The organism is Marivibrio sp., from assembly GCF_040218065.1.
GTDB lineage: Bacteria > Pseudomonadota > Alphaproteobacteria > UBA8366 > Aestuariispiraceae > Marivibrio.
Window position 1 is genome coordinate 146,791 of the sequence record NZ_JAVJQE010000001.1, and the last position, 22,597, is coordinate 169,387.

The 22,597-nt window shown below is 68.4% G+C and carries 20 protein-coding genes; 7 read left to right on the forward strand and 13 right to left on the reverse strand.

The genetic code is table 11. From position 1 onward, the window contains the following. Positions 1–4: 4 nt before the first annotated feature. From hemA to RIB45_RS00715, 3 genes are all read right to left on the reverse strand, one after another. Positions 5–1,327: a glutamyl-tRNA reductase gene (hemA, locus tag RIB45_RS00705; protein ID WP_350047714.1), complete on the reverse strand. Its 1,323-nt coding sequence runs from the start codon at positions 1,325–1,327 to the stop codon at positions 5–7. Between the two features lie 32 nt (positions 1,328–1,359). Then, positions 1,360–2,505: a flavodoxin-dependent (E)-4-hydroxy-3-methylbut-2-enyl-diphosphate synthase gene (gene ispG / locus RIB45_RS00710; protein WP_350047716.1), complete on the reverse strand. Its 1,146-nt coding sequence runs from the start codon at positions 2,503–2,505 to the stop codon at positions 1,360–1,362. Positions 2,506–2,604: 99 nt separating this feature from the next. Further along, positions 2,605–3,648: a GlxA family transcriptional regulator gene (locus tag RIB45_RS00715; protein WP_350047718.1), complete on the reverse strand. Its 1,044-nt coding sequence runs from the start codon at positions 3,646–3,648 to the stop codon at positions 2,605–2,607. Between the two features lie 150 nt (positions 3,649–3,798). Between RIB45_RS00715 and RIB45_RS00720 the strand changes: the two genes are divergently transcribed. The 3 genes from RIB45_RS00720 to RIB45_RS00730 all read left to right on the forward strand — a co-directional run bounded on the left by RIB45_RS00720 (position 3,799) and on the right by RIB45_RS00730 (position 5,562). Then, positions 3,799–4,383 (forward strand): OsmC family protein, encoded by a 585-nt coding sequence (locus tag RIB45_RS00720; protein ID WP_350047720.1) that lies wholly within the window; start codon positions 3,799–3,801, stop codon positions 4,381–4,383. Positions 4,384–4,468: 85 nt separating this feature from the next. Beyond that, positions 4,469–4,750, forward strand: coding sequence for a hypothetical protein (locus RIB45_RS00725; protein ID WP_350047722.1), 282 nt, complete (start codon positions 4,469–4,471; stop codon positions 4,748–4,750). Continuing rightward, a complete protein-coding gene (locus tag RIB45_RS00730) occupies positions 4,747–5,562 on the forward strand; it encodes an alpha/beta fold hydrolase (RefSeq protein ID WP_350047724.1) in 816 nt (271 codons plus the stop codon). The genes RIB45_RS00725 and RIB45_RS00730 overlap by 4 nt, the downstream gene beginning before the upstream one ends. Before the next feature lie 24 nt (positions 5,563–5,586). Here RIB45_RS00730 and RIB45_RS00735 read toward each other — a convergent pair whose 3' ends face one another. From RIB45_RS00735 to RIB45_RS00745, 3 genes are all read right to left on the reverse strand, one after another. Then, the gene (locus tag RIB45_RS00735; RefSeq protein ID WP_350047726.1) at positions 5,587–7,098 is read right to left on the reverse strand and encodes a helix-turn-helix domain-containing protein; all 1,512 of its coding nucleotides are present in this window, start codon (positions 7,096–7,098) and stop codon (positions 5,587–5,589) included. A gap of 163 nt (positions 7,099–7,261) precedes the next feature. Continuing rightward, entirely contained in the window at positions 7,262–9,538 is a 2,277-nt protein-coding gene (gene ptsP, locus RIB45_RS00740; RefSeq protein WP_350047728.1) for a phosphoenolpyruvate--protein phosphotransferase, read from the reverse strand. Positions 9,539–9,631: 93 nt separating this feature from the next. Next, a complete protein-coding gene (locus RIB45_RS00745) occupies positions 9,632–10,852 on the reverse strand; it encodes an aspartate kinase (protein ID WP_350047730.1) in 1,221 nt (406 codons plus the stop codon). 150 nt (positions 10,853–11,002) lie between these two features. Between RIB45_RS00745 and ubiG the strand changes: the two genes are divergently transcribed. Continuing rightward, positions 11,003–11,743 (forward strand): bifunctional 2-polyprenyl-6-hydroxyphenol methylase/3-demethylubiquinol 3-O-methyltransferase UbiG, encoded by a 741-nt coding sequence (gene ubiG / locus RIB45_RS00750; protein ID WP_350047732.1) that lies wholly within the window; start codon positions 11,003–11,005, stop codon positions 11,741–11,743. 202 nt (positions 11,744–11,945) lie between these two features. Here the strand turns inward: ubiG and RIB45_RS00755 are convergent, their stop codons facing one another. Further along, the gene (locus RIB45_RS00755) at positions 11,946–12,833 is read right to left on the reverse strand and encodes a formylglycine-generating enzyme family protein (RefSeq protein WP_350047734.1); all 888 of its coding nucleotides are present in this window, start codon (positions 12,831–12,833) and stop codon (positions 11,946–11,948) included. 34 nt (positions 12,834–12,867) lie between these two features. Between RIB45_RS00755 and RIB45_RS00760 the strand changes: the two genes are divergently transcribed. Further along, the gene (locus RIB45_RS00760) at positions 12,868–14,124 is read left to right on the forward strand and encodes a hypothetical protein (protein WP_350047736.1); all 1,257 of its coding nucleotides are present in this window, start codon (positions 12,868–12,870) and stop codon (positions 14,122–14,124) included. A gap of 44 nt (positions 14,125–14,168) precedes the next feature. Here the strand turns inward: RIB45_RS00760 and RIB45_RS00765 are convergent, their stop codons facing one another. From RIB45_RS00765 to RIB45_RS00775, 3 genes are read right to left on the reverse strand one after another with little or no spacing between them, the layout of a single operon-like run. After that, positions 14,169–17,522 carry an efflux RND transporter permease subunit gene (locus tag RIB45_RS00765; protein WP_350047738.1) on the reverse strand — a complete coding sequence of 1,118 codons (3,354 nt, stop codon included), beginning with the start codon at positions 17,520–17,522 and terminating at the stop codon, positions 14,169–14,171. Continuing rightward, complete coding sequence (locus RIB45_RS00770; RefSeq protein ID WP_350047740.1) at positions 17,519–18,847, reverse strand: efflux RND transporter periplasmic adaptor subunit; 1,329 nt, start codon at positions 18,845–18,847, stop codon at positions 17,519–17,521. Before RIB45_RS00770 ends, RIB45_RS00765 begins: the two co-directional genes overlap by 4 nt. A gap of 7 nt (positions 18,848–18,854) precedes the next feature. Next, positions 18,855–19,403, reverse strand: a complete 549-nt coding sequence (locus RIB45_RS00775) for a PadR family transcriptional regulator (protein WP_350047742.1) — start codon at positions 19,401–19,403, stop codon at positions 18,855–18,857. A 214-nt stretch (positions 19,404–19,617) separates the two neighbouring features. Here RIB45_RS00775 and RIB45_RS00780 point away from each other — a divergent pair, with 214 nt between their 5' ends. After that, positions 19,618–20,211, forward strand: coding sequence for a hypothetical protein (locus RIB45_RS00780; RefSeq protein WP_350047744.1), 594 nt, complete (start codon positions 19,618–19,620; stop codon positions 20,209–20,211). 20 nt (positions 20,212–20,231) lie between these two features. Here the strand turns inward: RIB45_RS00780 and RIB45_RS00785 are convergent, their stop codons facing one another. Then, positions 20,232–20,663, reverse strand: coding sequence for a DUF1178 family protein (locus tag RIB45_RS00785; RefSeq protein ID WP_350047746.1), 432 nt, complete (start codon positions 20,661–20,663; stop codon positions 20,232–20,234). A gap of 106 nt (positions 20,664–20,769) precedes the next feature. Here RIB45_RS00785 and RIB45_RS00790 point away from each other — a divergent pair, with 106 nt between their 5' ends. Continuing rightward, positions 20,770–21,306: a class I SAM-dependent methyltransferase gene (locus RIB45_RS00790; RefSeq protein ID WP_350047748.1), complete on the forward strand. Its 537-nt coding sequence runs from the start codon at positions 20,770–20,772 to the stop codon at positions 21,304–21,306. 166 nt (positions 21,307–21,472) lie between these two features. Here the strand turns inward: RIB45_RS00790 and RIB45_RS00795 are convergent, their stop codons facing one another. Next, complete coding sequence (locus RIB45_RS00795; protein WP_350047750.1) at positions 21,473–22,327, reverse strand: carbon-nitrogen hydrolase family protein; 855 nt, start codon at positions 22,325–22,327, stop codon at positions 21,473–21,475. Continuing rightward, complete coding sequence (gene grxC, locus RIB45_RS00800) at positions 22,324–22,587, reverse strand: glutaredoxin 3 (protein WP_350047752.1); 264 nt, start codon at positions 22,585–22,587, stop codon at positions 22,324–22,326. Before grxC ends, RIB45_RS00795 begins: the two co-directional genes overlap by 4 nt. Positions 22,588–22,597 lie beyond the last annotated feature (10 nt).

Consider the following 22,597-nt stretch of genomic DNA (forward strand, 5'->3'; position numbering starts at 1 on the left):
GCTTCTATCGATCCTCGTTTTCGTTGTCCTGAGCGGCTTCCGCGGCGGGACCGACGCCGAACAGGCGCGCCAGGACGCGATTGACCGTCACGGTGTCCCGCAGGTCGGCCGCCTCCCCGTCGCCGGCGATCGCGCGCAGCGCTTCGCTCGGACGGTGAAGCAGGCGATTGACCAGCAGCCGCGTCGCCTCCTCGGCGTCGGCCCGGGGGTGCGCCTGCAGGACCTGGGCTCGGGTCTCCTCGAAGTGGTCGCGCAGGGCGATCAGGACGGGGATCCCTTCGCGCTCGGCCTGGGCGCGCCGCCATTCGACGACCGCGGCTTCGACCATGCGCGCGGCTTCCTCGGCCTCGGCCCGTCGGTCCAGTTGGCCGCGCTCGGCCAGCTTCTCAACATCGGCGAGGGTGTAGCGAAAGGCCTCGTCCAACGCGTCGACGGCCGGGTCCACGTCGCTTGGAACGCCGCAGTCGAGGATCAGCATCGGCCGGCGCTTGCGGCGCTTCAAGGCGGCTTCCAGCGCGGCGCGGTCGATCAGATAGCGGCCGAGCCCTCCGGCCGTCACCACCACGTCGGCCCCGGCCAAGGCCTCCTCCAGCCGATCGAACGGCGCGAAGTTGCGTCCCGCGCGAACCGCCTGACGTTCGGTCCGGCGGGCGGGGCCGGTCTGGTCGAAGTGGGTCAGGCCGGCGCGCTCGAATTGCTCCAGCATCACCTCCGCCGCTTCGCCGAGGCCGATCAGCAGGCCTCGCCGGCGCGACAGGTCGCCGAACAGATCGCCCGCCACCCGCACCGCCGCGGCTGCGACCGAAACCGCGCCTTCGCCGATTCGCGTCTGGCTGCGCACGCGTTTGGCGACCTGGAAGGCGTTCTGGAACAGGCGGTCGGCGTCGCTATCGATCGCGCCCGCGGCCTGGGCGCGGGCGACGGAGGCCTTGAGCTGGCCCAGCACCTGCGCTTCGCCGACCATCTGACTCTCCAACGCGGCCGCGACGCGGTAGAGGTGATGAACGGCGTCGGCGTCGTACAGGCGATAGACCGCCCCTTCCATCCGGGCGGGCGAGACGCCCGCGCGCTCGGCGAGGAAGGCTTCGGCCTTCAACGCGGCCGCTTCCGGCTCCGGGCTCACGCCGTGCAATTCCACCCGGTCGCAGGTGGAGATCATAGCCGCCGGCGCCAGGCCGGCCGCGATCAGCGCCTGATAGGTCTCGTCGAGGACCGCGTCCTCGACGAACAGAGCTTCGCGCAGGCGGGCGTCCGCGGTGCGATGGGTCGCGCCGACGCTGTAGGGCCGCGCAAGCGCCGGCCGGACGACGGATTGCGGCTCCGCCACGGGACGATGGTCCTTCGGTTCGGGGGGAGGCGCTACTCGGCCGCGGCCTGGCCGCCGTCGGCGCGCGTCTCTCCGGCGGCCTTCTCGGCCTCGATTTCGGCCGCCTTGGCCTCCACCAGCTCGACCAGATGGTCGACGATGTTCTTGTCCTTCAGCCGGTGGTGGGGCTGCCCGGCGATATAGACCTGATGGGTGCCCTTGCCGCCGCCGGTGAAGCCGATGTCGGTCTCGCGCGCCTCGCCCGGCCCGTTCACCACGCAGCCGATCACCGACACGGTCATCGGCGTGGTGATGTGGGCGAGGCGCTCTTCGAGCACCTTCACCGTCTCGATCACGTCGAACTGCTGGCGCGCGCAGGAGGGGCACGAGATGACGTTGACGCCGCGGTGGCGAAGGTTGAGCGCCTTCAGAATGTCGAAGCCGACGCGGACCTCTTCCTCAGGCTCGGCCGACAGCGAGACGCGGATGGTGTCGCCGATCCCGGCCCACAGCAGCGAGCCCATGCCGATCGACGACTTGATGGTGCCTGAGCGCAGGCCGCCCGCTTCGGTGACGCCGAGATGCAGCGGCGCGTCCGTCGCCTCGGCCAGCGCCTGATAGGCGGCGCAGGCGAGGAAAACGTCGGACGCCTTCACCGAGATCTTGTATTCCTGGAAGTCGTTCTCCTCCAACAGCCGGGCATGCTCCATCGCGCTCTCGACCATGGCCTCGGGGCAGGGCTCGCCGTATTTCTCCAGCAGGTGCTTCTCGAGCGAGCCGGCGTTGACCCCGATCCGAATGGAACAGCCGTGATCCTTCGCCGCCTGCACCACTTCGCGCACCCGTTCGGCCGAACCGATATTGCCTGGATTGATGCGCAGACAGGCGGCGCCGGCCTTCGCGGCTTCGATCGCGCGCTTATAATGGAAATGGATGTCGGCGACGATCGGGACGGTCACTTCCGGCACAATCTTCGCCAGCGCCTCCGTCGACGCCTCGTCCGGGCAGGAGACGCGCACGATGTCGGCGCCCGCCACCTCGCAGCGCCGGATCTGCGCGATCGTCGCCTCCACGTCCGCGGTCAAGGTGTTGGTCATGGTCTGGACCGTGATCGGCGCGTCGCCGCCCACGGCCACCTTGCCCACGTGGATTTGGCGCGATTTCCGTCGATAAATGTCGCGATAGGGCCTGACGCTCATGCCGGTTCGCCCCGCTTTCAAATCTCGCGCACCGGGGCTGACGGCCCCGAGTTCGCGCGTCCAATCACCCTGACAAGATGCGGGCAGACGCCCCGGAAATCAAGCCGGCGCGGGCGCTTCGGCCGCCTTGCGCACCGGCTGGAACATGCGCCGATATTGCGCGGGGGCCAGGCCAGTCGAGCGCTTGAACAGCCGGCGGAAAAAGGCCGCGTTCTCGTATCCTACGATGGGCGCGACATCTTCACAGGCGTGCGCCCCGCCTTCCAGCAGACGCTTCGCCTCCTCGACCCGCAAGTTCTGGATGTGGGAGATGAGGGTCGAGCCGGTCGCCGCCTTGAAACGGCGCTTCAAGCTGCGCTCGGGAACGCCGGAGACTTGCACGGCGCGCGACAACGCGTCCGCCTCGGAGAAGTGATCGGCCAGCCAGTCCTGCACCCGCCGGACGGCCGCGTCCGCGTGCGGTCGGTAGCGAACCAGGCTGGTGTAGGGCGCCTGCCCCTCGTTGTGCCATTTCAGCAGATAGACTTTGGCGATGCGAACCGCTTCCTCTGGCGAACAGTGCCGCGCGATGATGTGGATCGCCAGATCGTGCCAGGAGGTGGTGCCGCCTGCGGTGACGATCCGCCCGGTCGGCTCGGCGAAAACTAAATTGGGCTCCGGGCGGAAGGTCGTCTCGGGGAAACGCGCGCGGAACATATCTTGGTAGGCCCAGTGCGAGGTCGCCTCCCGCCCTTTAAGCAGCCCGCTCGCGGCCATCATCACGGCGCCCGAGCAGGCCGAATAGATAAAGGCCCCGTCGCTGTAGCGCCGCCGAATCCAATCCATCAGCTCGGCGTAGCGGTCCTCCATGGGATCGTCCACCGCGAGCCAAAGCTCCGGCAGGATGACGATGTCGGCCGGCGGCGCCGCGTTCAGGCTGCAATCCGGCTCCACCGGGATGCCGTTTAGACAACGGAAGCGCGCCCCGTCCGGCGAGACGATCCGGATTTCGAAATGCGGCGCGCCGACGGGTCGGCTGGTCAGGGCGTCCCACAGAACGCCGGCGGCGTTCAGCACGTCGATCATGCCGTAGAGCGCCGAGCCCGCGGTCTCCGGGACCGCGACGATCTGCACGCGGACCCGCTTGGCTTCTTGTCGTTGCATCTTAAACGACCCTTTTTTGGCGCAAATGGATCGATGGTGTCAGTTATCGATCTAACCCGTGCGGCTGTCCAGCGGTAAACACCGCGCCTGTCGCCTGGAAGCCCGCGCGGTGCGGCGCTTCGGCGACCGGTAGAAGAAAGGATCAGCATCATGTCCATGCACCAAGCCGCACGCGCGGCTCAACCGGAATTGAACGGCCTCGACGTTGAGGCCGCGACCGCCACGATCGCGGCGCTCAAAGCCGACCCGGCTCTGGCGCAGTTCCGTTTCCGGGCCAGCAACAGCTGGATCTCGGGCGGCGAGAACCGCTCGACCATTCAGGGCTTCTACGGCGCGGGCCGCGAGGACGACAGCCGCAGCGAAGCCTGGGACTTCACCAACGGCGAGCCTCCGGTCCTGCTCGGCCGCAATGAGGGGGCGAACCCGGTCGAGTTCCTGCTGCACGCGTTGGCGGGCTGCGTCACCACCACGCTCGTGCTGCACGCGACGGCGCGCGGCGTTCGAATCCGCAGCCTTTCGACCGAGCTTGAGGGCGACATCGATCTGCGCGGTCTGTTGGCGCTCGATGATGAAACCACGCCCGGCTATCAGGAGATCCGCATCGCACTGTCGGTAGAGGCCGACTGCTCGGACGAGGAGCTTGAGGCTCTGATCGCCGAGGCGCAGCGGCGCTCGCCCGTCTGCAACACGATCTGCCGGCCGACGCCGGTGACGATCACGCGCAAGGCGGCCTGACCGTGCGACGAGCTGGCCCGCCGACCCCAACCTAGGGGGCGGCGCGGCCGGTCCGTCATGCAGCTGATGAGGAGATTCCGTCGTCATGGCGTATACACTTTCCCCGGCGCGGATGACCGCGCCGTCCTCTCACCCGACCCGCCTGATGCGCGTGGGATCCCGGCTTGCGGATTGGAACCGCGCGCTGTGGGCGCCCAGCGCAGCCCGCGCCGAGCAGCGGCGTCACGCTCGCGAACCGGCCGGCATGAGCGACCATGATGTGTGCAGCATCGGCCTTCAGCGGATTGATATCGGCGCCGTCCTGCGCGGCGAGCCGGTTGATCTTAACCTGCCGGTCGACGCTTTGCCCTGGAGGGACCGGTCATGACGTCTGGATCGACCCCGGTGCTCGCGCTGCATTGCTCCGGCGCCGGCCCGAAGCAATGGCGCGGTTTGGCCAGTCGCCTCGGCTTGGAGCGCCCCTTCCTCGGACCGTCGCTTTTTGGGGCACCGGGCGGGCCTGTCTGGGAGGGCGCACGAGCCTTTACGCTGGCGGAGGAAGCCGCGCCGCTGCTGCGCCTGATCGACGAGGTCGGGCGGCCGGTTCACCTGGTGGGCCATTCCTACGGCGGCGGCGTCGCCCTGCACCTGGCTTTGGCGCGCCCGAACAGAGTGGCGAGCCTCAGCCTTTATGAGCCCTCGGCGTTCCATCTCCTGAAGATGCTCGGCGCCGCCGGCGTCGGCCCCTTCGCCGAGATCGCCGGGATCGCGCGTGCGGTCGCTGGACGGCTAGCCATCGGCGACCGGGCGGCCGCGATGGAGATCTTCGTCGACTATTGGGGCGGGTCGGGCGATTGGGCCTCGTTGCCGATGGAGAAGCGCACCGGGTTGCTCGCCTGGGCGTCGAAGGCGGCGCTCGACTTCCACGCGCTCTTCGAGGAGCCTTCTCGGCCTGACGCGCTCAAAGCCTGCCGGATCCCGAGCTTCATCTTGCGGGGCGCGACCTCGCCCGAACCGAGCCGCGTCGTCGCTGAACAACTGGCGGCGATGCTGCCGGCGGCGCGTCTGTCGGTGGTGGAAGGAGCCGGACATATGGGTCCGTTTACCCACCGCGAGACGGTGGAGACGGCGATCGTCGCCCATATCGAGCGCGTCGAAGGCGCGCACGCAGCGCGCCCCGATTGGAAGACCGCCGCCTGAGCGCGCAGTCGCGGTCGGCGCCCCTCAGCCGCCGGCCGCGACCCCCGCTTTCAGCTTGTCGGGGTCGAGCGCGACGTTGCGGCGCACGGCGCCCAACGGGCCGATGTCCGGCGCGCGTTCGCCGTCCACGACGATTTCAAGGCCGCCCGCATTGCCGGTCACCAACGTGACGCCGGCCCGATCGGGGGCGCGATAGGTCTCGCCCGCGCGGAGCAGACGGGCGAGCAGCGTCTCTCCGTCCGGTCCGGTGACTTCAATCCAGGAGGCGACGCGCGCGGTGATCGACACCCGGCTTTGCGTCGGCGGGGCGCCGAAGACGGAGCCGGCGTCGCCGGCGGCGGGCTGGGCGGTCGGTTGCGGCGCGCTCGGCGGCGGCGGGCTCGGGGCCTGGGGCGCGTCCGTCTCGGCTTCAGCACCCGTCTGCGCGCTTACGCCGGTCGGCTCCTCGGTCTGCACGCCCTCCGCCGAGGGGCCGGCGGCCGGCGTTTCGTCGGGCGCCTCCATCGGCGCTTCCGGCGTCGGACCGGCTTCCTCGGCGGGTCGTTCGGCGAGCGCTTGCGCGCCGGCGTCGGCTTCCGCCTCGGCGCGCGCTTGCATCTCCGCGGCCTGTTGCTGGGCGAGACGCTCGGCCTCGGCGGCGGCTTCGTCTGCGGCCTGGCGCGCGGCCCGTTCGGCCTCGGCGGCGATTTCCTCCTCGGTGCGGATCGGCGGCTGCGGCGTCGTGGCCGCTTGATCGCCCGCCGTCTCTTCGCCCGCCGTCTCTTCGCTCGCCGTCTGCTGGCGGGAGGTCTGGTCGGTTTCGGCCGGACTGGACGCGGCCGAACCCGGCGCCGTCGGGTCTGGGCCTTGGGTCTCGGGCGTTTCGGTTTGGGGCGTTTCGACCTCAAGGGCCGCCTGCGCCGTCGGATCCGAGGCGAGCGGCTCGTCCCGTCCCGACGTCGATCCCGACTCCGTCTCGGGCGCCGCCGCCGGCGCGTCGGCCTGAGGGGGCTCGCCCTGTGAGGCGGATCGGCCGTCGGTCGAGGGCGGATTGTCCGGCGTCCTCGCCCCGTCGATCAGTTCGACCAGCTCGTCGGGCACGGCGGGGATGATCTCCGCCACAGGTCGATCTTGGCCGGAGATGTAAAGCCAGCCGCCATAGACCAGTCCGCCAAGGACCAGCGCGACCAGCAGCAGGGCGAACCCCGGCACCCGACCGCCGGGCAGCGGCTCGGGGAACACGAGCTCCGCCTTGGCGGCGAGCGCCCGGCTGTCCGCCTTGAAGCGGGCGACGACGTCCTCGGTCTCCAACCCGAGATAGTCGGCGTAGGCGCGCACGAACCCGACCGCGTAGGTGGGGCCTGGCAAATCGCCCAGCCGGCCTTCTTCGATGGCTTCAAGGTAGGGGTGGCGGATCCGCAGCTTCGCGGCGACGTCTTTCAGGTCTTCGTCGCGCGACAGACGGGCGCTGCGCAGGATATGGCCGACGCGGGTTCGCTCCGCCTCGGCGTGGGCGTGCGGATCGTGCTGACGGTCTGTCTCGGGGGCGCGCGCCATAAAGGGGTGCTTCAGCCTCGGCTCGTTGTCGATCATGCCCGTGGCGGACGGGGCGCTCAGCCTGAAAACGCCAGCGATTTAAAGATAGTATGTAGATGCGCCACGGAAACGCAATGCCCGATCTCGTCTTGGAACTCTTGGAACTAGGGCGATTCCGCGGCGCTCAGAGCGCCACCCCGTGATCTCGGGCGAAGCCGGCGAGTCGCGCGCGCAGCGAGTGGCCGCGCGCCGAAAGCAGGCTGTGCGTGAAGTCGTTGACCGCCCCGGCGTCGAGCGAGCGGACCATCGTGCGCACCGGGCCGATCGCCGCCGGCGCCATCGACAAGCGCCGCACCCCGAGCCCGATCAGCGCCATCGCCTGCAGCGGATCTCCGGCCATCTCGCCGCACACGGAGAGCGGTATGCCGGCGGCGTTCGATTCCCGGACGACATGCGCCAGGAAACCCAACGCCGGGGGCGACAGCGGGTCGTAGCGTCCGTCGAGCCGCGGATTGCCGCGATCCGACGCGAACAGGAACTGCATCAGATCGTTCGAGCCGATCGACAGAAAGTCGGCGCGCCCCGCTAACGCGCGGATCTGGAAGGCGAGCGAGGGAACCTCCAGCATCGCGCCGACCTGCAGACGGCTCGGCGTGGGTTCGCCGCGCTCCTCGGCGCGCGCGACCTCCTTCATCAGCAGGCGGCGCGCGTACTCGAACTCCGCGACCTCGGCGACCATCGGAAACATGACCGAAAGCGGCCGCGCGCCGGCGGCGCGCAACATGGCGCGCAACTGGGTGCGCAGGAGGCCCGGCCGGTCCATCGCGATGCGGATGGCTCGCCAGCCCATGGCCGGGTTCTCCTCGTCCGAGGACTGGAAGTAGGGCAGCACCTTATCGCCCCCGATGTCCAGCGTTCGGAAGACGACCTCCTTGCCCTCCGCCTGATCCACGATCTTGGCGTACAAATCGGTCTGGGCCTCCACGCCCGGGAAATCGGAGCGCACCATGAACGGCACTTCCGTGCGGTAGAGCCCGACGCCCGACGCGCCGCTCTCGTGCAGATGGGCCATGTCGATCAGCAGCCCGGCGTTCATCATCAGCTCGACGGAGACGGCGTCGCGTGTGACGCTGGGCAGATCGCGCTCGCGGCGATAGGTTTCGCGCTTCTCCTCGAAGGTGCGCATCGAGGTTTCGAAGGCCGCGCGAAAATCTTCGCCCGGCCGCACGAAGCAGACGCCGTTGTTGGCGTCGACGATGATGCGGTCGTAGGCCTCGACCCGGCTGACGATGTTCTTCACCCGGCCCAGCACCGGAATGTCGAGCGCGCGGGCGACGATCGCGACGTGGCTGGTGGCCGAGCCTTCCTCCAGCACCAGCCCGCGCAGCCGGGCGCTGTCGTAATCCAGCAGTTCGGCCGGGCCCATGTTGCGGGCGACCAGGATCGCGTCTTCCGGCAAGGCCCCGGCCGCAGCCGCCAGCGCCTCCGGCCCGCCGGCCAGATGCTGCAGCAGGCGGTAGGCCAGATCCTCAAGATCCAACAGCCGTTCGCGCAAGTACGCGTCGTCTACATCCTTCATGCGCGCGCGCGTCTCATCCTGTACGCGTACAACCGCGCCTTCAGCCGTCAGACCGGTCGAAACGGCCTCCCGGATCCGCCGAATCCAGCCCCGATCCTGGGCGATCATTCGATAAGTCTTGAGAATGTCGACATGATCGCCGGCGCCGTCGCTGTCCGCCTTGTCCACCATATCGTCCAGGGACTTGTGCATCGCCGCCAACGCTTCGGCGAGGCGCTGCTGCTCCTGCGTTTCGTCCTCCGCCACCAGGCGGCCGACCGGCACGTACGGCCGGTGCAGCACCGCCCGCCCCATCGCCAGACCGCCGTTCAGCTTGACCGCATCCAGGCGCAGGGGCGCCACCGCCAGGCCGTCCGCCGGCGCCTGCTCGCCGCGCCGGACGACCTCGCCAGAGGCGATGAGCTCCGCGATCACCATCGCGATCGTCTCCATCACCTCGACTTCTTCGTCGGTGTAGCTGCGGCTGGTGCGGTTCTGCACCGCGACCACGCCCAAGACGCGGCCGCCGCGCAGGATCGGCACGCCCATCATGGATTTGTAGACCTCTTCGCCGGTCTCCGGTCGGAAGGCGAAGTTGGGATGGCTTTGCGCGTCGGCCAGCGCGGTCGGGCGGCTGTTGGCCGCGATGTCGCCGACGATGCCCTCGCCTACGCGCAGGCGGGTCTGGTGCACGGCCTCGGCCTTCAGGCCTTCGGTGGCGAACAGCTCCAGCACGTCGCCGGCGCGGCGCACGTAGATCGAGCAGACCTCCGCCACCATGTCGCGGGCGATGAGGCGGACGATTTTATCGAGCCGCTCCTGCGCCGCGCCGCCGCCGGCCATGACGTCGCGCAGCCGCTTCAGCAGCTGACGCGACCCGGCCCATTTCGCGGTGACGCCCATGCTTCTCGCCCGTCTCCTCGGCCGCGTCCGATCCGGACCGGGCGCGCCATCGGTTTCGCGATGTTGTCGGCCGTCGTCGCGGCCGGCGGCCCTTTAGGCCGCGTCCAGCCCGTAGGCGGTGTGCAGCGCGCGGATCGCAAGCTCGGTGTATTCCTCGGCCACCAGCGTCGAGATCTTGATCTCACTGGTGGAGATCACCTGGATGTTGATCCCTTTGTCGGCCAGCGTGCGGAACATGGTCTGGGCCACGCCCGCATGGCTGCGCATGCCCACCCCGATGACCGAGATCTTCACCACGTCCGCGTCCTGGATCAGCTGCTCGTATTCGATGGCGGCGCGGTTCTTCTCCAGCACGGCGACCGCGCGCTCCAGATCCGTCTTGGCGACGGTGAAGGTCATGTCGGTGCGCACGCCGTCGCTGGCGACGGACTGGACGATCATGTCGACATTGACCGCCGCGTCCGCCAGCGGCCCGAAGACCGAGGCGGCGACGCCCGGCTTGTCCGCGACCTTGACCAGGGTGACCTTCGCCTCGTCGCGCGAATAGGCGATGCCGCTTACGACCTGTTGCTCCACGATCTCGTCCTCGTCCACGACCAGGGTGCCCGGCTTGTCGTCGAAGCTGCTCAGCACCTGCAGCCGCACCCCGTGATTCATAGCAAGTTCGACCGACCGCGTCTGCAGAACCTTCGCCCCCAGGGAGGCCATCTCCAACATTTCTTCGTGCGAGATGCGCGCGAGCTTGCGCGCCTTGGAGACGATCCGCGGGTCGGTCGTGTAGACGCCGTCGACGTCGGTGTAGATGTCGCAGCGCTCCGCCTTCAAGGCGGCGGCCAGCGCGACCGCCGTCGTGTCCGAGCCGCCGCGGCCGAGCGTGGTGATGCGCCCGCGCGGGCTCACCCCCTGGAAGCCGGCGATCACCGCCACCTCGCCGTTCGAGAGCCGCGGGTCCAGATTGTCGGTCCCGATCTCCTCGATCCGGGCCTTGCCGTGCACCTCGTCGGTCTTCAGCGGGATCTGCCAGCCGAGCCAACTGCGCGCGGCGACGCCCATTTCCTGCAGGCGCAGCGCCATCAGGCCGGCCGTCACCTGTTCGCCGGAGGCGACGACCGCATCGTATTCACGCGCGTCGTACATCCGGCTCGTCTGATCGACATAGCCGACCAGCTGGTTGGTCGCGCCCGCCATGGCGGAGACGACGACGGCGACCTCGTTCCCGGCCTCGACCTCGCGCTTGACGCGCGCGGCGGCGTTGGCGATCCGCTCGATGTCGGCCACCGAGGTGCCGCCGAATTTCATCACGATCCGGGCCATGGGCGGGGGTCCGCGTCCTCATGCGTCAGAAGGTCCGCCCGCCTTGCCGGGCCGGCGCGGCGTATCCATACTCAAGCGCTGATCCGCGCGCAAGGCCGCGCGGTATCCAGACGCCTCCGCCGTCCTTTGTTTTTGAGGAAAGCCGTCGTGATGAGCGCAAGCGCCTCCGTCGATCGCAGCGAAGTCGAAAAATTCTCCCGCATCGCCGCCCAATGGTGGGACGAAGAGGGCGAGTTCAAGCCGCTTCACAAGCTCAATCCCGTGCGTCTGCAGTTCCTGCGCGACCGGCTGTGCGCGCGCTTCGGCCGCGATGCGAAAAGCGTGCGGCCGTTCGAAGGGCTGCGCCTCCTCGACGTCGGCTGCGGCGGGGGGCTGGTGTGCGAGCCGCTGGCGCGCCTCGGCGCCGAGGTCGTCGGCCTCGACGCGACGGAGGAGTCGATCGGCGTCGCGCGCGCCCACGCCGCCGAAAGCGGCCTTCAAATCGACTACCGCTTCGAGACGGCCGAGGCGCTCGCCGCCGCGGGCGAGACGTTCGACGCCGTCCTCGCGCTGGAAGTGGTGGAGCATGTCACCGACCCGCCCGCCTTCGTCGCGACCTGCGCGTCGATGGTGCGGCCGGGCGGCGCGATGGCGCTCTCCACCCTCAACCGCTCGCCCAAGGGGTTCCTGCTCGGCGTCGTGGCGGCGGAGTACGTGCTGCGCTGGCTGCCGCGCGGCACGCATGATTGGAAGCGCTTCGTGAAGCCCTCCGAGCTCGCCGCCATGCTGCGCGCCTCAGGCCTGCGCCTCGCCGACCTGCAAGGCCTCGTCTACGACCCCGTCAGTGACGACTTCCGCCTCGACCCCAAGGATCTCAACGTCAATTACCTCGCCTTCGCCGTGAAGGGTTAATTTGTTTCTCTTTATATCGTCTGGAATCCGCACAATCTCTTTTTGTTCTTGACAGTGGCGCGGTTTTAAGCGATCAAGGCGTCGGACACACACCACAGGTGCGCCCGAACCTCGGGCGCGGCGCATGAGGCAAGCCCCGGATCAATCGATCCGGGGCTTTTTTCATGCGCGCCGTCAGGAGCGGAGGATGAGAGAGGTGCAGCTAATCCGCGGATCGATCCGCCGGACGAAGATCGTCCGTCACCAACCGGAAGCCGAAATCGTTACTGCTGGCGTCACCGGGATACCGCCGCCGTGTATAGCGGTTGATCCATTTCTCGCCGCTGGACCATTTGCCGCCGCGCAGCGTTCGGAACGCCGTGTCGCAGGGGCCGTAATAGGCAGCCGTCGCGGGGCGCCCTTCGTGGCTGTCGCGCCAGCAATCGCCGACATATTCGGACAGGTTGCCGAGCATGTCGTGAAGGCCGAACGGGTTGGCGGGAAACTGCGCCGTCGGGGCCAGACCGCGCCAGTCTTCCCCCGGACAGTTCAGGCAGTTCACCTGGCCGGACGGGACCGGGCCGTCGCCCCACCAGCGGGCGGCGTCCCGTCCGCCGCTCGCGGCCCATTCCCACTCCGCCTCGCTCGGCATTCGGTAATGGCGGCCGGTCTTCCCGATCAGCCAGGCGATGTAGAGCTGAAACCTGTCGTAGCTGACGGAGACGATCGGGAAGCTTTCGCGATCGTCCCGTTCGTCGAACCAGCCGCGCTGGTGGTCCCAGCGGTCCAGGCAAGCGCCCGCGGCGACGCAGGCCTCGTACTGCCCGATGGTGATCTCCGTTCGGCTGATCGCGAAGGGCGCCGTCACTTGCACTTCCGTCGCCGGCGCCTCCTCCGGCTCTCCGCCGTCGCGGCCCATGACGAAGGAACCTGCCGGGACCACCACCATCTCCGGGCAGGTCGCGCAGTCCTTGAAGCTATCCCCGACGCCGACGGTTTCTTGCGTATTCGCCGGGTTCAGCCCCGACAGAAGAAACGCCGCCGCGGCGCCTGCGAAGAGCGTCCGAATCTTGCCCCGGAAGGGCGCCGAAGGCGGCGCTAAAGCGTTCATCAATCCCTACCAACCAGAAAGGAAGTCTACGATCATGAGCGAGGATATCACACGCAGCGGTGGGTACGTTTTGAAATTCTACGCCGATCCGGGCGGCCCGGTCGGGCATTTCTCCGTCCGCATTCAGGGGCCGGACGGCGCCGTCCACGACATTGTCGGCAAATACCCGGCCGACGCCGACAAGCCGACCAGCCTCAGCGGCGACGTTCCGGGCGCGATCCGTGACGATTCCGACCGCGCTTCGAACGACGACGTCATCCGCAGGGAAATTCCGCTTCCCGATAAGGAGGCGGCGGATGCGGCGGCCGATTATCTGCGCGGGCAGATGGATAAGGCCGGCGCGTACAATCTGTTCGACGACAGTTGCGTCGACCTGCTTCAGGGAACGCTGGACGCCGCCGGCGTCGACGGCCATGTGGCGGATTATTTCGACGATAAGGATTTGGATAGAATGGGCGACCTTCCGCTCGGCGCCGGCGATGCGGCGCAGGCGGATCGGGACAAGTCCGATCAGCAACGCCGACGTGACGCCTTTCACGAACGGCGGCGCCGGGAGAAGGAAGAGGAAAAGCGACGGAAAACGACCCCAGAGCCCGGGAAGTCTGGACAGGAGCCGCAAGCGCGCCAAGAGCCGGAGGCGTCTGGCGCGAAAGGTCGCGGCGCGGCGGCGAGCGATGCCGACCGCGCGCGCCTGAAGACGGCGGTCGTCGACGCCTTGAACGCCATCGACCCGGAAGAAGCCGTCCTTCTTAAGCCGCCGGCGGATTGGAGCGAGCCGGAAGCAAAAAGCTTGATGCGCCGCGACGGGTATTGGGGCGGTGATCCTGGGCGACGGAAGATCTTGCAGGACGGCGTGGCCGGATGGTTCGGCGCGCACGCCGGAAACGAGCCGGTCGCGCGCGACGGAACCGGAAAGGCGGTGGAGCGCCCTTGGAAACGCGACCCCGCGAAAGAGCCGAAACCGCTCATGACCGCCGACGGCCTGCCTTTGAGCGCGGCGTTTGAAGGGATCGGCGATCGCCTGACGAAGCGGAACCGCTCCAAGTCCGCGGCTGACGCCGTCCGAGGCTTTCAGGCCGGACTGAACCGGCTGGCGGACGCGCAGGAGACGGCCGAACCTGAGGGCGAAGTTGATCCTTACCGTCGCTTCGATCGGCCGGCTGCAAAGCGGCCTAAGCGCTTGAAGGAAGACGGGCTGTTCGGCCCGAAGACCGCCGAAGCGACGCGTTTCGCACTGGTCAACGACGGCGCCGAGCGGGTGTTACGCGCGTCCGAGGCGTTCCGCGCTTGACGGCGCGGGTGCATCGCTAAGCGCAATGCGCCCGGCTCCGCCGCTTACTCCGCCGCCTGCGGCTGAGCCGGCGCGTCGCCCGACGCCTTGCGCGCGCGGCGGGCCTGAAGGTTGGCGCGCAGCATCAGGGCCGAGGGCGTGACGATCAGCGTGAGCACCGTCGCGAAGGCGAGCCCGAAGACGATCGCGGTCGAGAGCTGCACCCACCATTGCGTCGACGGCGCGCCGATCGAGACGGTGCGCGTCAGGAAGTCGATGTTGGTCTGCAGCACCATCGGCATCAGGCCCAGGATCGTCGTCACCGTGGTCAGCAGGACCGGGCGCAGGCGCTGAGCGCCGGTGCGCAGGATGGCCTCGCGCATCGTGGCGCTGGTCTTCTTCAGCCGGTCGAAGGTGTCGATCAGCACGATGTTGTTGTTCACCACGATGCCGGCCAGCGCGATCACGCCGATGCCCGACATGACGATGCCGAACGGCTCGCCCATCGCCAGCAGGCCCAGCATCACGCCCACCGTCGACATGACGACCGCCGACAGGATCAGGAAGGCGGAATAAAAGCTGTTGAACTGCGTCACCAGGATGACGGCCATCAGGAACAGCGCGACGCCGAAGGCCTTCACGAGGAAGTCCTGGGCGGCCTGCTGCTCCTCGTCCTCGCCCTTGAATTCGACCTCGACGCCGGCGGGCAGCGGGTCGCCCTCCAGCCAAGCGCGGATCTCCCGGACTTTGTCGTCGGGCAGCACGCCCTCTTCGACGCCGGCGCGGACATACATGATCCGGCGGCTGTCGACGCGGTTGAGGACGCCGGTCTTCTGTTCGGCCGAGCGCTCCACGAAGTTGCCGATCGGCATGCGCCCGGAGCCGGTGTTGATCCGCACCCGGTCGAGCTGATCGACGGTGCGATAGCGTTCCGGGAAGCGGGCCATGATGTCGACTTCGTCGTCGGTGTCGTCGGGCCGGTATTCGCTGACCTTCAGGCCCTTGGTCACCATCTGGATGAAGCTGCCGATCAGGGTCACGTCGGCGTCGAACTTGGCCGCCTGGGCGCGGTCGACGTCGAGCTTCCACTCGATGCCCGGCACGGGCCGCGAATCCTCCAGATCGATCAGCCCCGACATGCCCTCCATCTTCTCGCGCACGGCGACGACGGCGTCGTCCAGCAGCGAGGGGTCGCGGGCCGAGAGTTGAACGTGGACCGGTTTGCCGGTGGGCGGACCCGCCTCCGGCTCGCGCACCTCGACCCAGACGCCGGCGAGGTCGGCGGTCCGCTGACGGATCTCCGCCTTGATGGCGGCGGCCGGGCGGCGCTCGTCCCAATCGACGAACTCGATCTGGATTTTGCCGACGATGTCTTCGGCCTCGTCGTCGCGCGATTCGAAGATGCCGGAGGAGGTGTAGATCGTCTTGAACTCCCCTTCGGCGCGCTGCATGGCGAGCAGCTCCCGCTCGACGTCGCGGACCAGCAGGTCCTTCTCGCGCACCGCCATGTTGCCGCGGGCGTGGATGTTGACGATCAGTTGCTCCGGCTCGACGTCGGGGAAGAACTCCACCCCCTTGCCGAACTGGGCGTAGGCGCCCCAGGCGCCGATGAGCGTGACCAGCGCCAGGCCCAGCACCACGCTCGGCGCCTTCAAGGCGAGGCCTAGCGTGCGCACGTAGAGCCCCGTCATGCCGCCGATCTGGTCGAGCGGCGTCTGATCCTCCTCCGCCTCGGCGGCGAGCGACTTGGCCCGGTCGACCGTCTGCCGTTCGATCAGCCGCCCGGCGACTCCGCCCAGCCACCAGCCCAGGATCAGGCCGCCCAGTCCGCCGACGGCCGCGGCTGCCGGCGCTGCGCCGCCCAACCCCGCCGCATGCAAGGCCGGACCCCCGATCGTGAAGGCGAGCCCGCCGAACGCCGCAGCCAGCGCCAACGTGATCACCAGCCGCACGATCCCGCCGAGCCGCGCGCCCAGCACGGGGATGAAGATCAGCGCCATCGCCAGCGAGGCGGTCAGCGTCGCGATCAGCGTGATCGGCATGAACTTCATGAACTCCCCGACCACGCCGGGCCAGAACAGAAGCGGCATGAACGCGGCCAGGGTGGTCGCGGTGGAGGCGATGATCGGCCAGGCCATGCGCTTCGCCGCCAGGCCGTAGGCGACCTCCTTGCTTTCGCCCTCGGCCAGCTTGCGGTCGGCGTATTCGGTCACGACGATCGCCCCGTCGACCAGCATGCCGACCGACAGGATCAGCGCGAACAGCACCACGATGTTGACGGTGAGCCCGATCATCGACAGCACGAGAATGCCGGCCAGGAAGGAGCCGGGAATCGCCACGCCCACCAACAGCCCGCCGCGCACCCCGAGCGCCCCGACGATCACGATCATGACCAGCAGCACCGCCGAGATGACGTTGTTCTGCAGGTCTGTCAGCATGATGCGGATGTCTTCGGACTTGTCCTGGCTGTACGAGACGTCGACCGTCGCGGGAAAACGCGTCGCGGCCTCGTCGACCAGATAGCGCACGGCCTCGATGGTCTCGATGATGTTGGAGCCGGTGCGCTTGGAGATCTCAAGCGCGATCGCCCGCTCGCCGTCGACGCGGGCGAACTGGGTCGGATCCTTGAAGGTGCGGCGCACCTCCGCCAGGTCGCGCACGCGCACGACGGCGTCGCCGGTTGAGACCAGCGGTTGGTTCAAGATGTCGTCGACGCCCTCGAACAGACCCGGCACCTTGATCGAGAAGCGTCCCGCGCCCGTGTCGAGCGCGCCCGCCGCGATCAGCTGGTTGGAGCGGTCGATGGTGGTGAACAGTTCCGAGGGCTCCAGCCCGTAGCTCTCCACCAGGGCGGGATCGATCAGCAGTTCCACCGATTCCTCACGGTCGCCGGTGATCGCGGCCTCCAGCACGGTCGGGATGGTCTCGATCTCGTCCTGCAGGCGCCGCGCCAGGCGCAGCAGCGTGCGCTCCGGGGCCGGGCCGGAAAGCGTCACCACCAGTACGGGGAAGAGGCTCAGATTGACTTCGTTGACCGACGGTTCGTCGGTGTCCTCGGGCAGTTCGGGCTTGGCCAGATCCACCTTCTCGCGCACGTCCTGCAGGGCGGCGTCGGCGTTGAAGCCGGCCTCGAATTCCGCCAGCACGTTGGCGCCGCCCTCATAGGCGGTCGAGCGCAGCTCCTTCAGCCCCTCGATCGACTGCATCTCCTTCTCCATCGGGCGCACCAGCAGGCGCTCGGCGTCCTCAGGCGAGATGCCCTCGTGGTGCATGGAGACGTAGATGATCGGGATGTTGACGTCCGGGTCCGCCTCTTTCGGGATCTGGACGTAGGCGATGAAGCCCGCGACCAGAATGAAGAGCAGCAACGACAGGACGGTGCGCGAGCGGTTCAGCGCCGCGTCGATCGGCGTCATCATCGCTGGGCCTCCGCGGGCTCGGCGTCGTCGCGGCTGACCCGCGGCGGGGTCGCCATCTCGTCAGGCTGTTCGTCGATCTTCGGGCCGGTCGTCTCCCGGAAATCCTCGGCCTGCACCGGACGGACGTCGGCGCCTTCGCCGACATATTCCTGGCCGACGCTGATGATGGTCAGCGTCGTCGGCAGGCCGGTCACCCACATGCCGTCGGCCGTGTCCTCCAGAATGTCGACCGGGTGAAAGACCACGCGGTCGTCGGCGTCCACGGCCTTCACCCCGACCTGGCCTGCGTCGTTCAGCGTCAGCACGGCGGGGCTTAGGAAATGGGCGAGGCGCTCGCGCGTCGGCAGGCGGACCGAGGCGGTGACCCCGTCGCGCAGGCGGAAATCGGCGTTGTCGATTTCGATCTCCACCTCGAAAGTGCGGGTCTGGTCTTCGGCCGTCGGCGCGATGCGGGAGATCGCGCCCCGGGCGCGCTGGCCGCTCAACAGGAAGACGTCGGCCTCCGCGCCTTCCTGCAACCGCTCGATCTCGCGCTCCGAGACCTGAACGGAGACCAGCATCGGATCGAGATCGACCAGCCGGATCAGGCCCGTGCCGATCGCGGCGAAATCGCCGATCTCCACCAACTGCTCCTCGACCACGCCGTCGAAGGGGGCTTCGATCGTGGTCTTGGAGAGCTCGACGCGGATGCGCTCCAGCTGCGCCTGAGCGGCCTCCAATTGAGCTGCGGCCTGGGCGCGGTTGGTCTCGGACTGAAAGCCCTTCTGGGAGAGCTTGTCGGCGGCGTTGAACTCGATTTCGCGCTGATTGACCAGCGCCTGCGCCTCGCGCAGCTGGGCCATCCGGTCGTCGGTGGCGAGGCGCACCACCTCCCGACCCTCTTCGACCTCGTCGCCCAACTCCACCGACACGTCGGTCACGCGGGCGGCCGTCTCCGCGCTCAACAGCGCACGGCGCTCGGCCATCGTGCGGCCGGTCAGCTGGATGAAGGCGCGCCGCGGTTCGGCGACGCTGTCATAGACCCGCACGGCCACCGCCTTGTCATCCGGCACGTTGGCTGGGGAGGGCGCCGGGGCTGGGGAGGGCGCAGGCTCGGAGGCCGGGGCGGAGGCGGCGTCCCTCCCTGTCCCCGCCGCACCGTCCGCGAGGGTGCGCTGATCCTCCAGATCTCCGGTCAATATCCAGGCCCCGGCCGCGACGGCGAGACAGACTGCGATGACCAGAGACGGGCGCAGGCCGCGCCGCTTCGGGCGCGCGTCGGCCTCGGCGGGGGCGCTCTTGCGCTCGGCCGCGCCGTCCTTGGGGGCGTCGTCTTTCGGGCTCATTCCGGGCTCACTCCGCCGCGTCGGCGTTCTGGGCGCGCGCGACGCGATCGATCAGCGCGGCCTTTTGGGTTTCGAGATAAGAGAGCGCCGCCTCGTAGACCGCGACGCCGAAGCCGTGGACGAAACGCGGGCCGTGCGGCGGACCGGCCCCTCCCGCGCAATCGGCCATATGGGCCAGCTTGTCGCGGTAAAAGCGGATCCGTTCGTCGATCAGCCGCTCCAATCGGGCGGGCGAAAGGTGATCGGCGAAGAACAGCATGAACAACAGATCGGACTTGTAGCGATCCTCCGCCGGCGCCCGGCCGAGCGCCTCGAGCAGCGCCTCGAAACCGTTCTCGTTCAACCGGTAGACTTTCTTGTCCGGCCGCTTGTCCTGCGCCTGTTCGGTGCAGTCGACGAGCCCGTCCTTGGTCAGCCTGTTGAGCGCCGGATAGATCGAGCCGAAGCCGCCCTCGGCGAAGTGGCTGAAAGGGCCGTCCTCGAAATGCTTGCGGATCTCGTAGCCTGTGGCCTCGCCCATCGCGAGGACTCCCAGGCAGGTCGTCTTAACGTCCATTGCGTCCCATCACGCGGCCTGCCGCGTTTTCCTCGATCCCGCCAACCATTCGGCGAGCCGGACAGGCCCTACGCGCCTTTCTTGGATATATCAAGTTACAATATATCGATCTGATACATGCGAGTCACGCATGACCGGCTTGCGATGGATGCATGGCGCGGCGCATGATGGCGGGAAGAAATACCTCAAAGACGCTCAAGAACGCGAAGTTCAGATGACCCGACCCGACCGCCTCGGCGCCGTGCGCCTGCTTTACTACGAACCGCTGGCGTCCCTTGGGTCGGCGATGACGGCCCAGCTCGCCGGCGAAGGGATGAAGCGGGTCCAGCACATCCACACCCTGGAGCGGTTGGAAGGCGCGCTGCGGACGGAGGATCCGCACGCGCTGCTGCTGGAGATGGACGTCCACGGGGACGACCTGATTCAATTGGTGCGACGGATTCGGCGCGGACGCGCGGGCCTCGACCCTTTCGTCGCCACGATCGCCTGCAAAAGCCAGGTGACGAGCGATCTCGCTCGGACCTACGCGGCCGCCGGTTTCGACCATGTGCTGAACAAGCCGCACTCTGCGGACACGGTGACGGCCCATCTGAAAGATCTGGCCGCGAAGCCCCGGCGCTTCATCGCGGCGAAAGGCTATGTCGGTCCGGACCGCCGGCGCGGCCCGCGCGATGCGAACCAATGCGGCGTGATGGACGTCCCCAACCGCATCGCGGCCGTGCTGGACGGCGCGCCGGTAGAGACCGAAGGCTACGCCGCCCGGATCACGGCGTGGCGCACGATGCTTTCAGACATTTCGGTCGTGTGACGCGGCGGCCGCGTCGGCGGTCAGTTGTCCTGGACTTCCTCAATCCACGGGATGGGCGCGACGGGGACGCCTTCCTCGTGCAGATCGCGCGCCTCCTCAAGGCTCGTCTTGCCGTAGATGCTGCGCGTCGCGCTTTCGCCGTAATGGATTTTGCGCGCTTCTTCTGCGAAGCGATCGCCGACGTTCTCTGAGGTCTTCTCGACATGGCGGCGAAAGGCGCGCAGCGTGTCGCGCATCTTATCGCGCGCTTGGGCGGCCTGTTCGGCTTTGGCGGCGGCGCGGCTTTCGGAGGTGGCGATGTTCGGCGCGCTCAGTGCGCGCTCAAGCTTCGAATCGCCGCAGATCGGGCATTCGATCCGGCGATTCTTCAAGTCTTTCTCGAATGTCGCGCTGTCGCGGAACCACCCTTCGAATTCATGGTCCTTGCTACAGCGAAGATTGAACGAGATCATCGTCTCAACCCTCCGTGCCGGCCCGCCTTCCCATGAAGCGCGACGCCGCATGGCCTCTTAAATGGCGGCCCCCGCCGGCGACGGCAAGTCGAAACGTGACGGATGCATGACGGACCCCCACGCGGCGCAAACCGCGCCTAGCCCCTGGATCGCCCGGTTTGAAGGCGCCGCGCCGCCCGACGGTCCGGTCCTCGATCTCGCCTGCGGCGGCGGTCGCCACGGCCGGCTGTTTCTCAAGCGCGGCCGCGCGGTCGTGTTCCTCGACCGCGATCTTTCGGGCGTCGCCGACCTCGCGGAGACGCCCGGCGCAGAGTTGATCGAGGCGGACCTTGAGGGCGGCGGGCCGTTTCCCCTCGCCGGTCGGAGCTTCGCGGCGGTCGCCGTGGTGAATTACCTGTGGCGGCCGATCCTGGCCGACATCGCCGGCGCGGTGCAACCGGGCGGCCTTCTGCTTTACGAGACCTTCCTGATCGGCAACGAGGCGTTCGGCCGTCCGAAGAACCCGGACTTCCTGCTGCGCGAGGGGGAGTTGGCGACTCTGGCCGCGGCGCACGGCTTCGAGGTCCTCGACCTCTTCGAAGGCCGCGTCGAGACGCCGTCCGGCCCGGCGATGAAGGGCCGAATGGCGGCGCGGAAGGGGTGAGCGGAAGGGGTGAGCGGAAGGGGGAGCGGGCCGGCCGTCCGCAGCAGGGTCGTCCTCAAAAGAAAGGCGAAGCGCCGGGCCGTCGAGATCCCCTCCCTCCGCTTCGCGTCGGTCGAGGCGACAGGCCGTTGAGCTGCACGCTCGCCGGCGCGCCGGGGATCAGGCGCTACTCCGCCGCCAGGTCCTTGCGGCCCGGCGCGTCATAGGGCCGGTCGTTGTTGAGGGACGGGACCATGCCGCGCACGCGCTCGACCTCGGCGAGGTCGATCTCCGCGAGGGCGTAGCCCGGCTCTTCGCCGGCGTCGGCCAGCACCTCGCCCCACGGGGCGACGATCAGCGCGTGGCCGTAGGTCTCGCGCCCGTCCTCATGAACGCCGGTCTGAGCCGGGGCCATGAGGAAGCAGCCGTTCTCGATCGCCCGGGCGCGCAGCAGGATATGCCAGTGCGCCTGCCCGGTCTTGCGCGTGAAGGCGGCGGGCACGGCCAACATCTTGGCGCCGGCCTTGGCCAGATCTCGGTACAGATGCGGGAAGCGCACGTCGTAGCAGACCGTCATGCCGAAACCGCCCCACGGGGTGTCGACCAGCTCCGCATGCTCGCCGGGGCGATAGCCGTTGCTTTCGCGATAGCTCTCGCCGCCCTCAAGGTCGACGTCGAACATGTGGATTTTGTCGTAGCGCCCGCGGATTTCGCCCTTGGGATCGATCATGAAGCCGCGGTTGGCCAGTCGCTCGTCGTCGGCGCGCTTGATCGCCATTGAGCCCACGTGAAGCCACACGCCGAGATCGCGCGCCAGCGCGCGGAACCCCGCAAGGCTCTCATCCTCTTCCTCAAGCCGGGCGGCCGCGACAGCGTCCTTGCGGCGCACCTGCATCAGGTTCACCACCTCGGGCAGGCCGATCAGCTCGGCGCCCTCGGCCGCCGCGCGGCGCACCAGATCGGAGGCCAACTCCAGATTGCGCGCCGGATCCGTCGTCGAGCAGAGCTGACAGGCGGCGATCTTGAGCGTCGTCCCGCTCACGCCGCGCTCTCCAGCAGGCGATCGAGCTCGCCCTTCTCCTCAAGCGCCATCAACTCGTCGCAGCCGCCGACATGCCGGCCGTCGATGAAGATCTGCGGCATGGTGGTCGCCCCGCCGGAGCGCTCGACCATCTCGTCCTTGCGGCCTTCCTCTTCCCAGACGTCATACTCGACGAAGTCGACGGACTTCTTGCCGAGCAGCTTCTTCGCCTTGAAGCAGAAGCCGCACATCGGGCGGGTGTAGACTTCGACATGCGCCATAGCGCGGTAC

What these genes read in the sequence shown, in the direction of transcription:
- ispG (WP_350047716.1), bottom strand. Translation starts at nt 2,505, where the DNA reads ATGAGCGTCAGGCCCTATCGCGACATTTATCGACGGAAATCGCGCCAA.
- RIB45_RS00715 (WP_350047718.1), bottom strand. Translation starts at nt 3,648, where the DNA reads ATGCAACGACAAGAAGCCAAGCGGGTCCGCGTGCAGATCGTCGCGGTC.
- RIB45_RS00720 (WP_350047720.1), top strand. Translation starts at nt 3,799, where the DNA reads ATGTCCATGCACCAAGCCGCACGCGCGGCTCAACCGGAATTGAACGGC.
- RIB45_RS00725 (WP_350047722.1), top strand. Translation starts at nt 4,469, where the DNA reads ATGGCGTATACACTTTCCCCGGCGCGGATGACCGCGCCGTCCTCTCAC.
- RIB45_RS00730 (WP_350047724.1), top strand. Translation starts at nt 4,747, where the DNA reads ATGACGTCTGGATCGACCCCGGTGCTCGCGCTGCATTGCTCCGGCGCC.
- RIB45_RS00735 (WP_350047726.1), bottom strand. Translation starts at nt 7,098, where the DNA reads ATGGCGCGCGCCCCCGAGACAGACCGTCAGCACGATCCGCACGCCCAC.
- ptsP (WP_350047728.1), bottom strand. Translation starts at nt 9,538, where the DNA reads ATGGGCGTCACCGCGAAATGGGCCGGGTCGCGTCAGCTGCTGAAGCGG.
- RIB45_RS00745 (WP_350047730.1), bottom strand. Translation starts at nt 10,852, where the DNA reads ATGGCCCGGATCGTGATGAAATTCGGCGGCACCTCGGTGGCCGACATC.
- ubiG (WP_350047732.1), top strand. Translation starts at nt 11,003, where the DNA reads ATGAGCGCAAGCGCCTCCGTCGATCGCAGCGAAGTCGAAAAATTCTCC.
- RIB45_RS00755 (WP_350047734.1), bottom strand. Translation starts at nt 12,833, where the DNA reads ATGAACGCTTTAGCGCCGCCTTCGGCGCCCTTCCGGGGCAAGATTCGG.
- RIB45_RS00760 (WP_350047736.1), top strand. Translation starts at nt 12,868, where the DNA reads ATGAGCGAGGATATCACACGCAGCGGTGGGTACGTTTTGAAATTCTAC.
- RIB45_RS00765 (WP_350047738.1), bottom strand. Translation starts at nt 17,522, where the DNA reads ATGATGACGCCGATCGACGCGGCGCTGAACCGCTCGCGCACCGTCCTG.
- RIB45_RS00770 (WP_350047740.1), bottom strand. Translation starts at nt 18,847, where the DNA reads ATGAGCCCGAAAGACGACGCCCCCAAGGACGGCGCGGCCGAGCGCAAG.
- RIB45_RS00775 (WP_350047742.1), bottom strand. Translation starts at nt 19,403, where the DNA reads ATGGACGTTAAGACGACCTGCCTGGGAGTCCTCGCGATGGGCGAGGCC.
- RIB45_RS00780 (WP_350047744.1), top strand. Translation starts at nt 19,618, where the DNA reads ATGACCCGACCCGACCGCCTCGGCGCCGTGCGCCTGCTTTACTACGAA.
- RIB45_RS00785 (WP_350047746.1), bottom strand. Translation starts at nt 20,663, where the DNA reads ATGATCTCGTTCAATCTTCGCTGTAGCAAGGACCATGAATTCGAAGGG.
- RIB45_RS00790 (WP_350047748.1), top strand. Translation starts at nt 20,770, where the DNA reads ATGACGGACCCCCACGCGGCGCAAACCGCGCCTAGCCCCTGGATCGCC.
- grxC (WP_350047752.1), bottom strand. Translation starts at nt 22,587, where the DNA reads ATGGCGCATGTCGAAGTCTACACCCGCCCGATGTGCGGCTTCTGCTTC.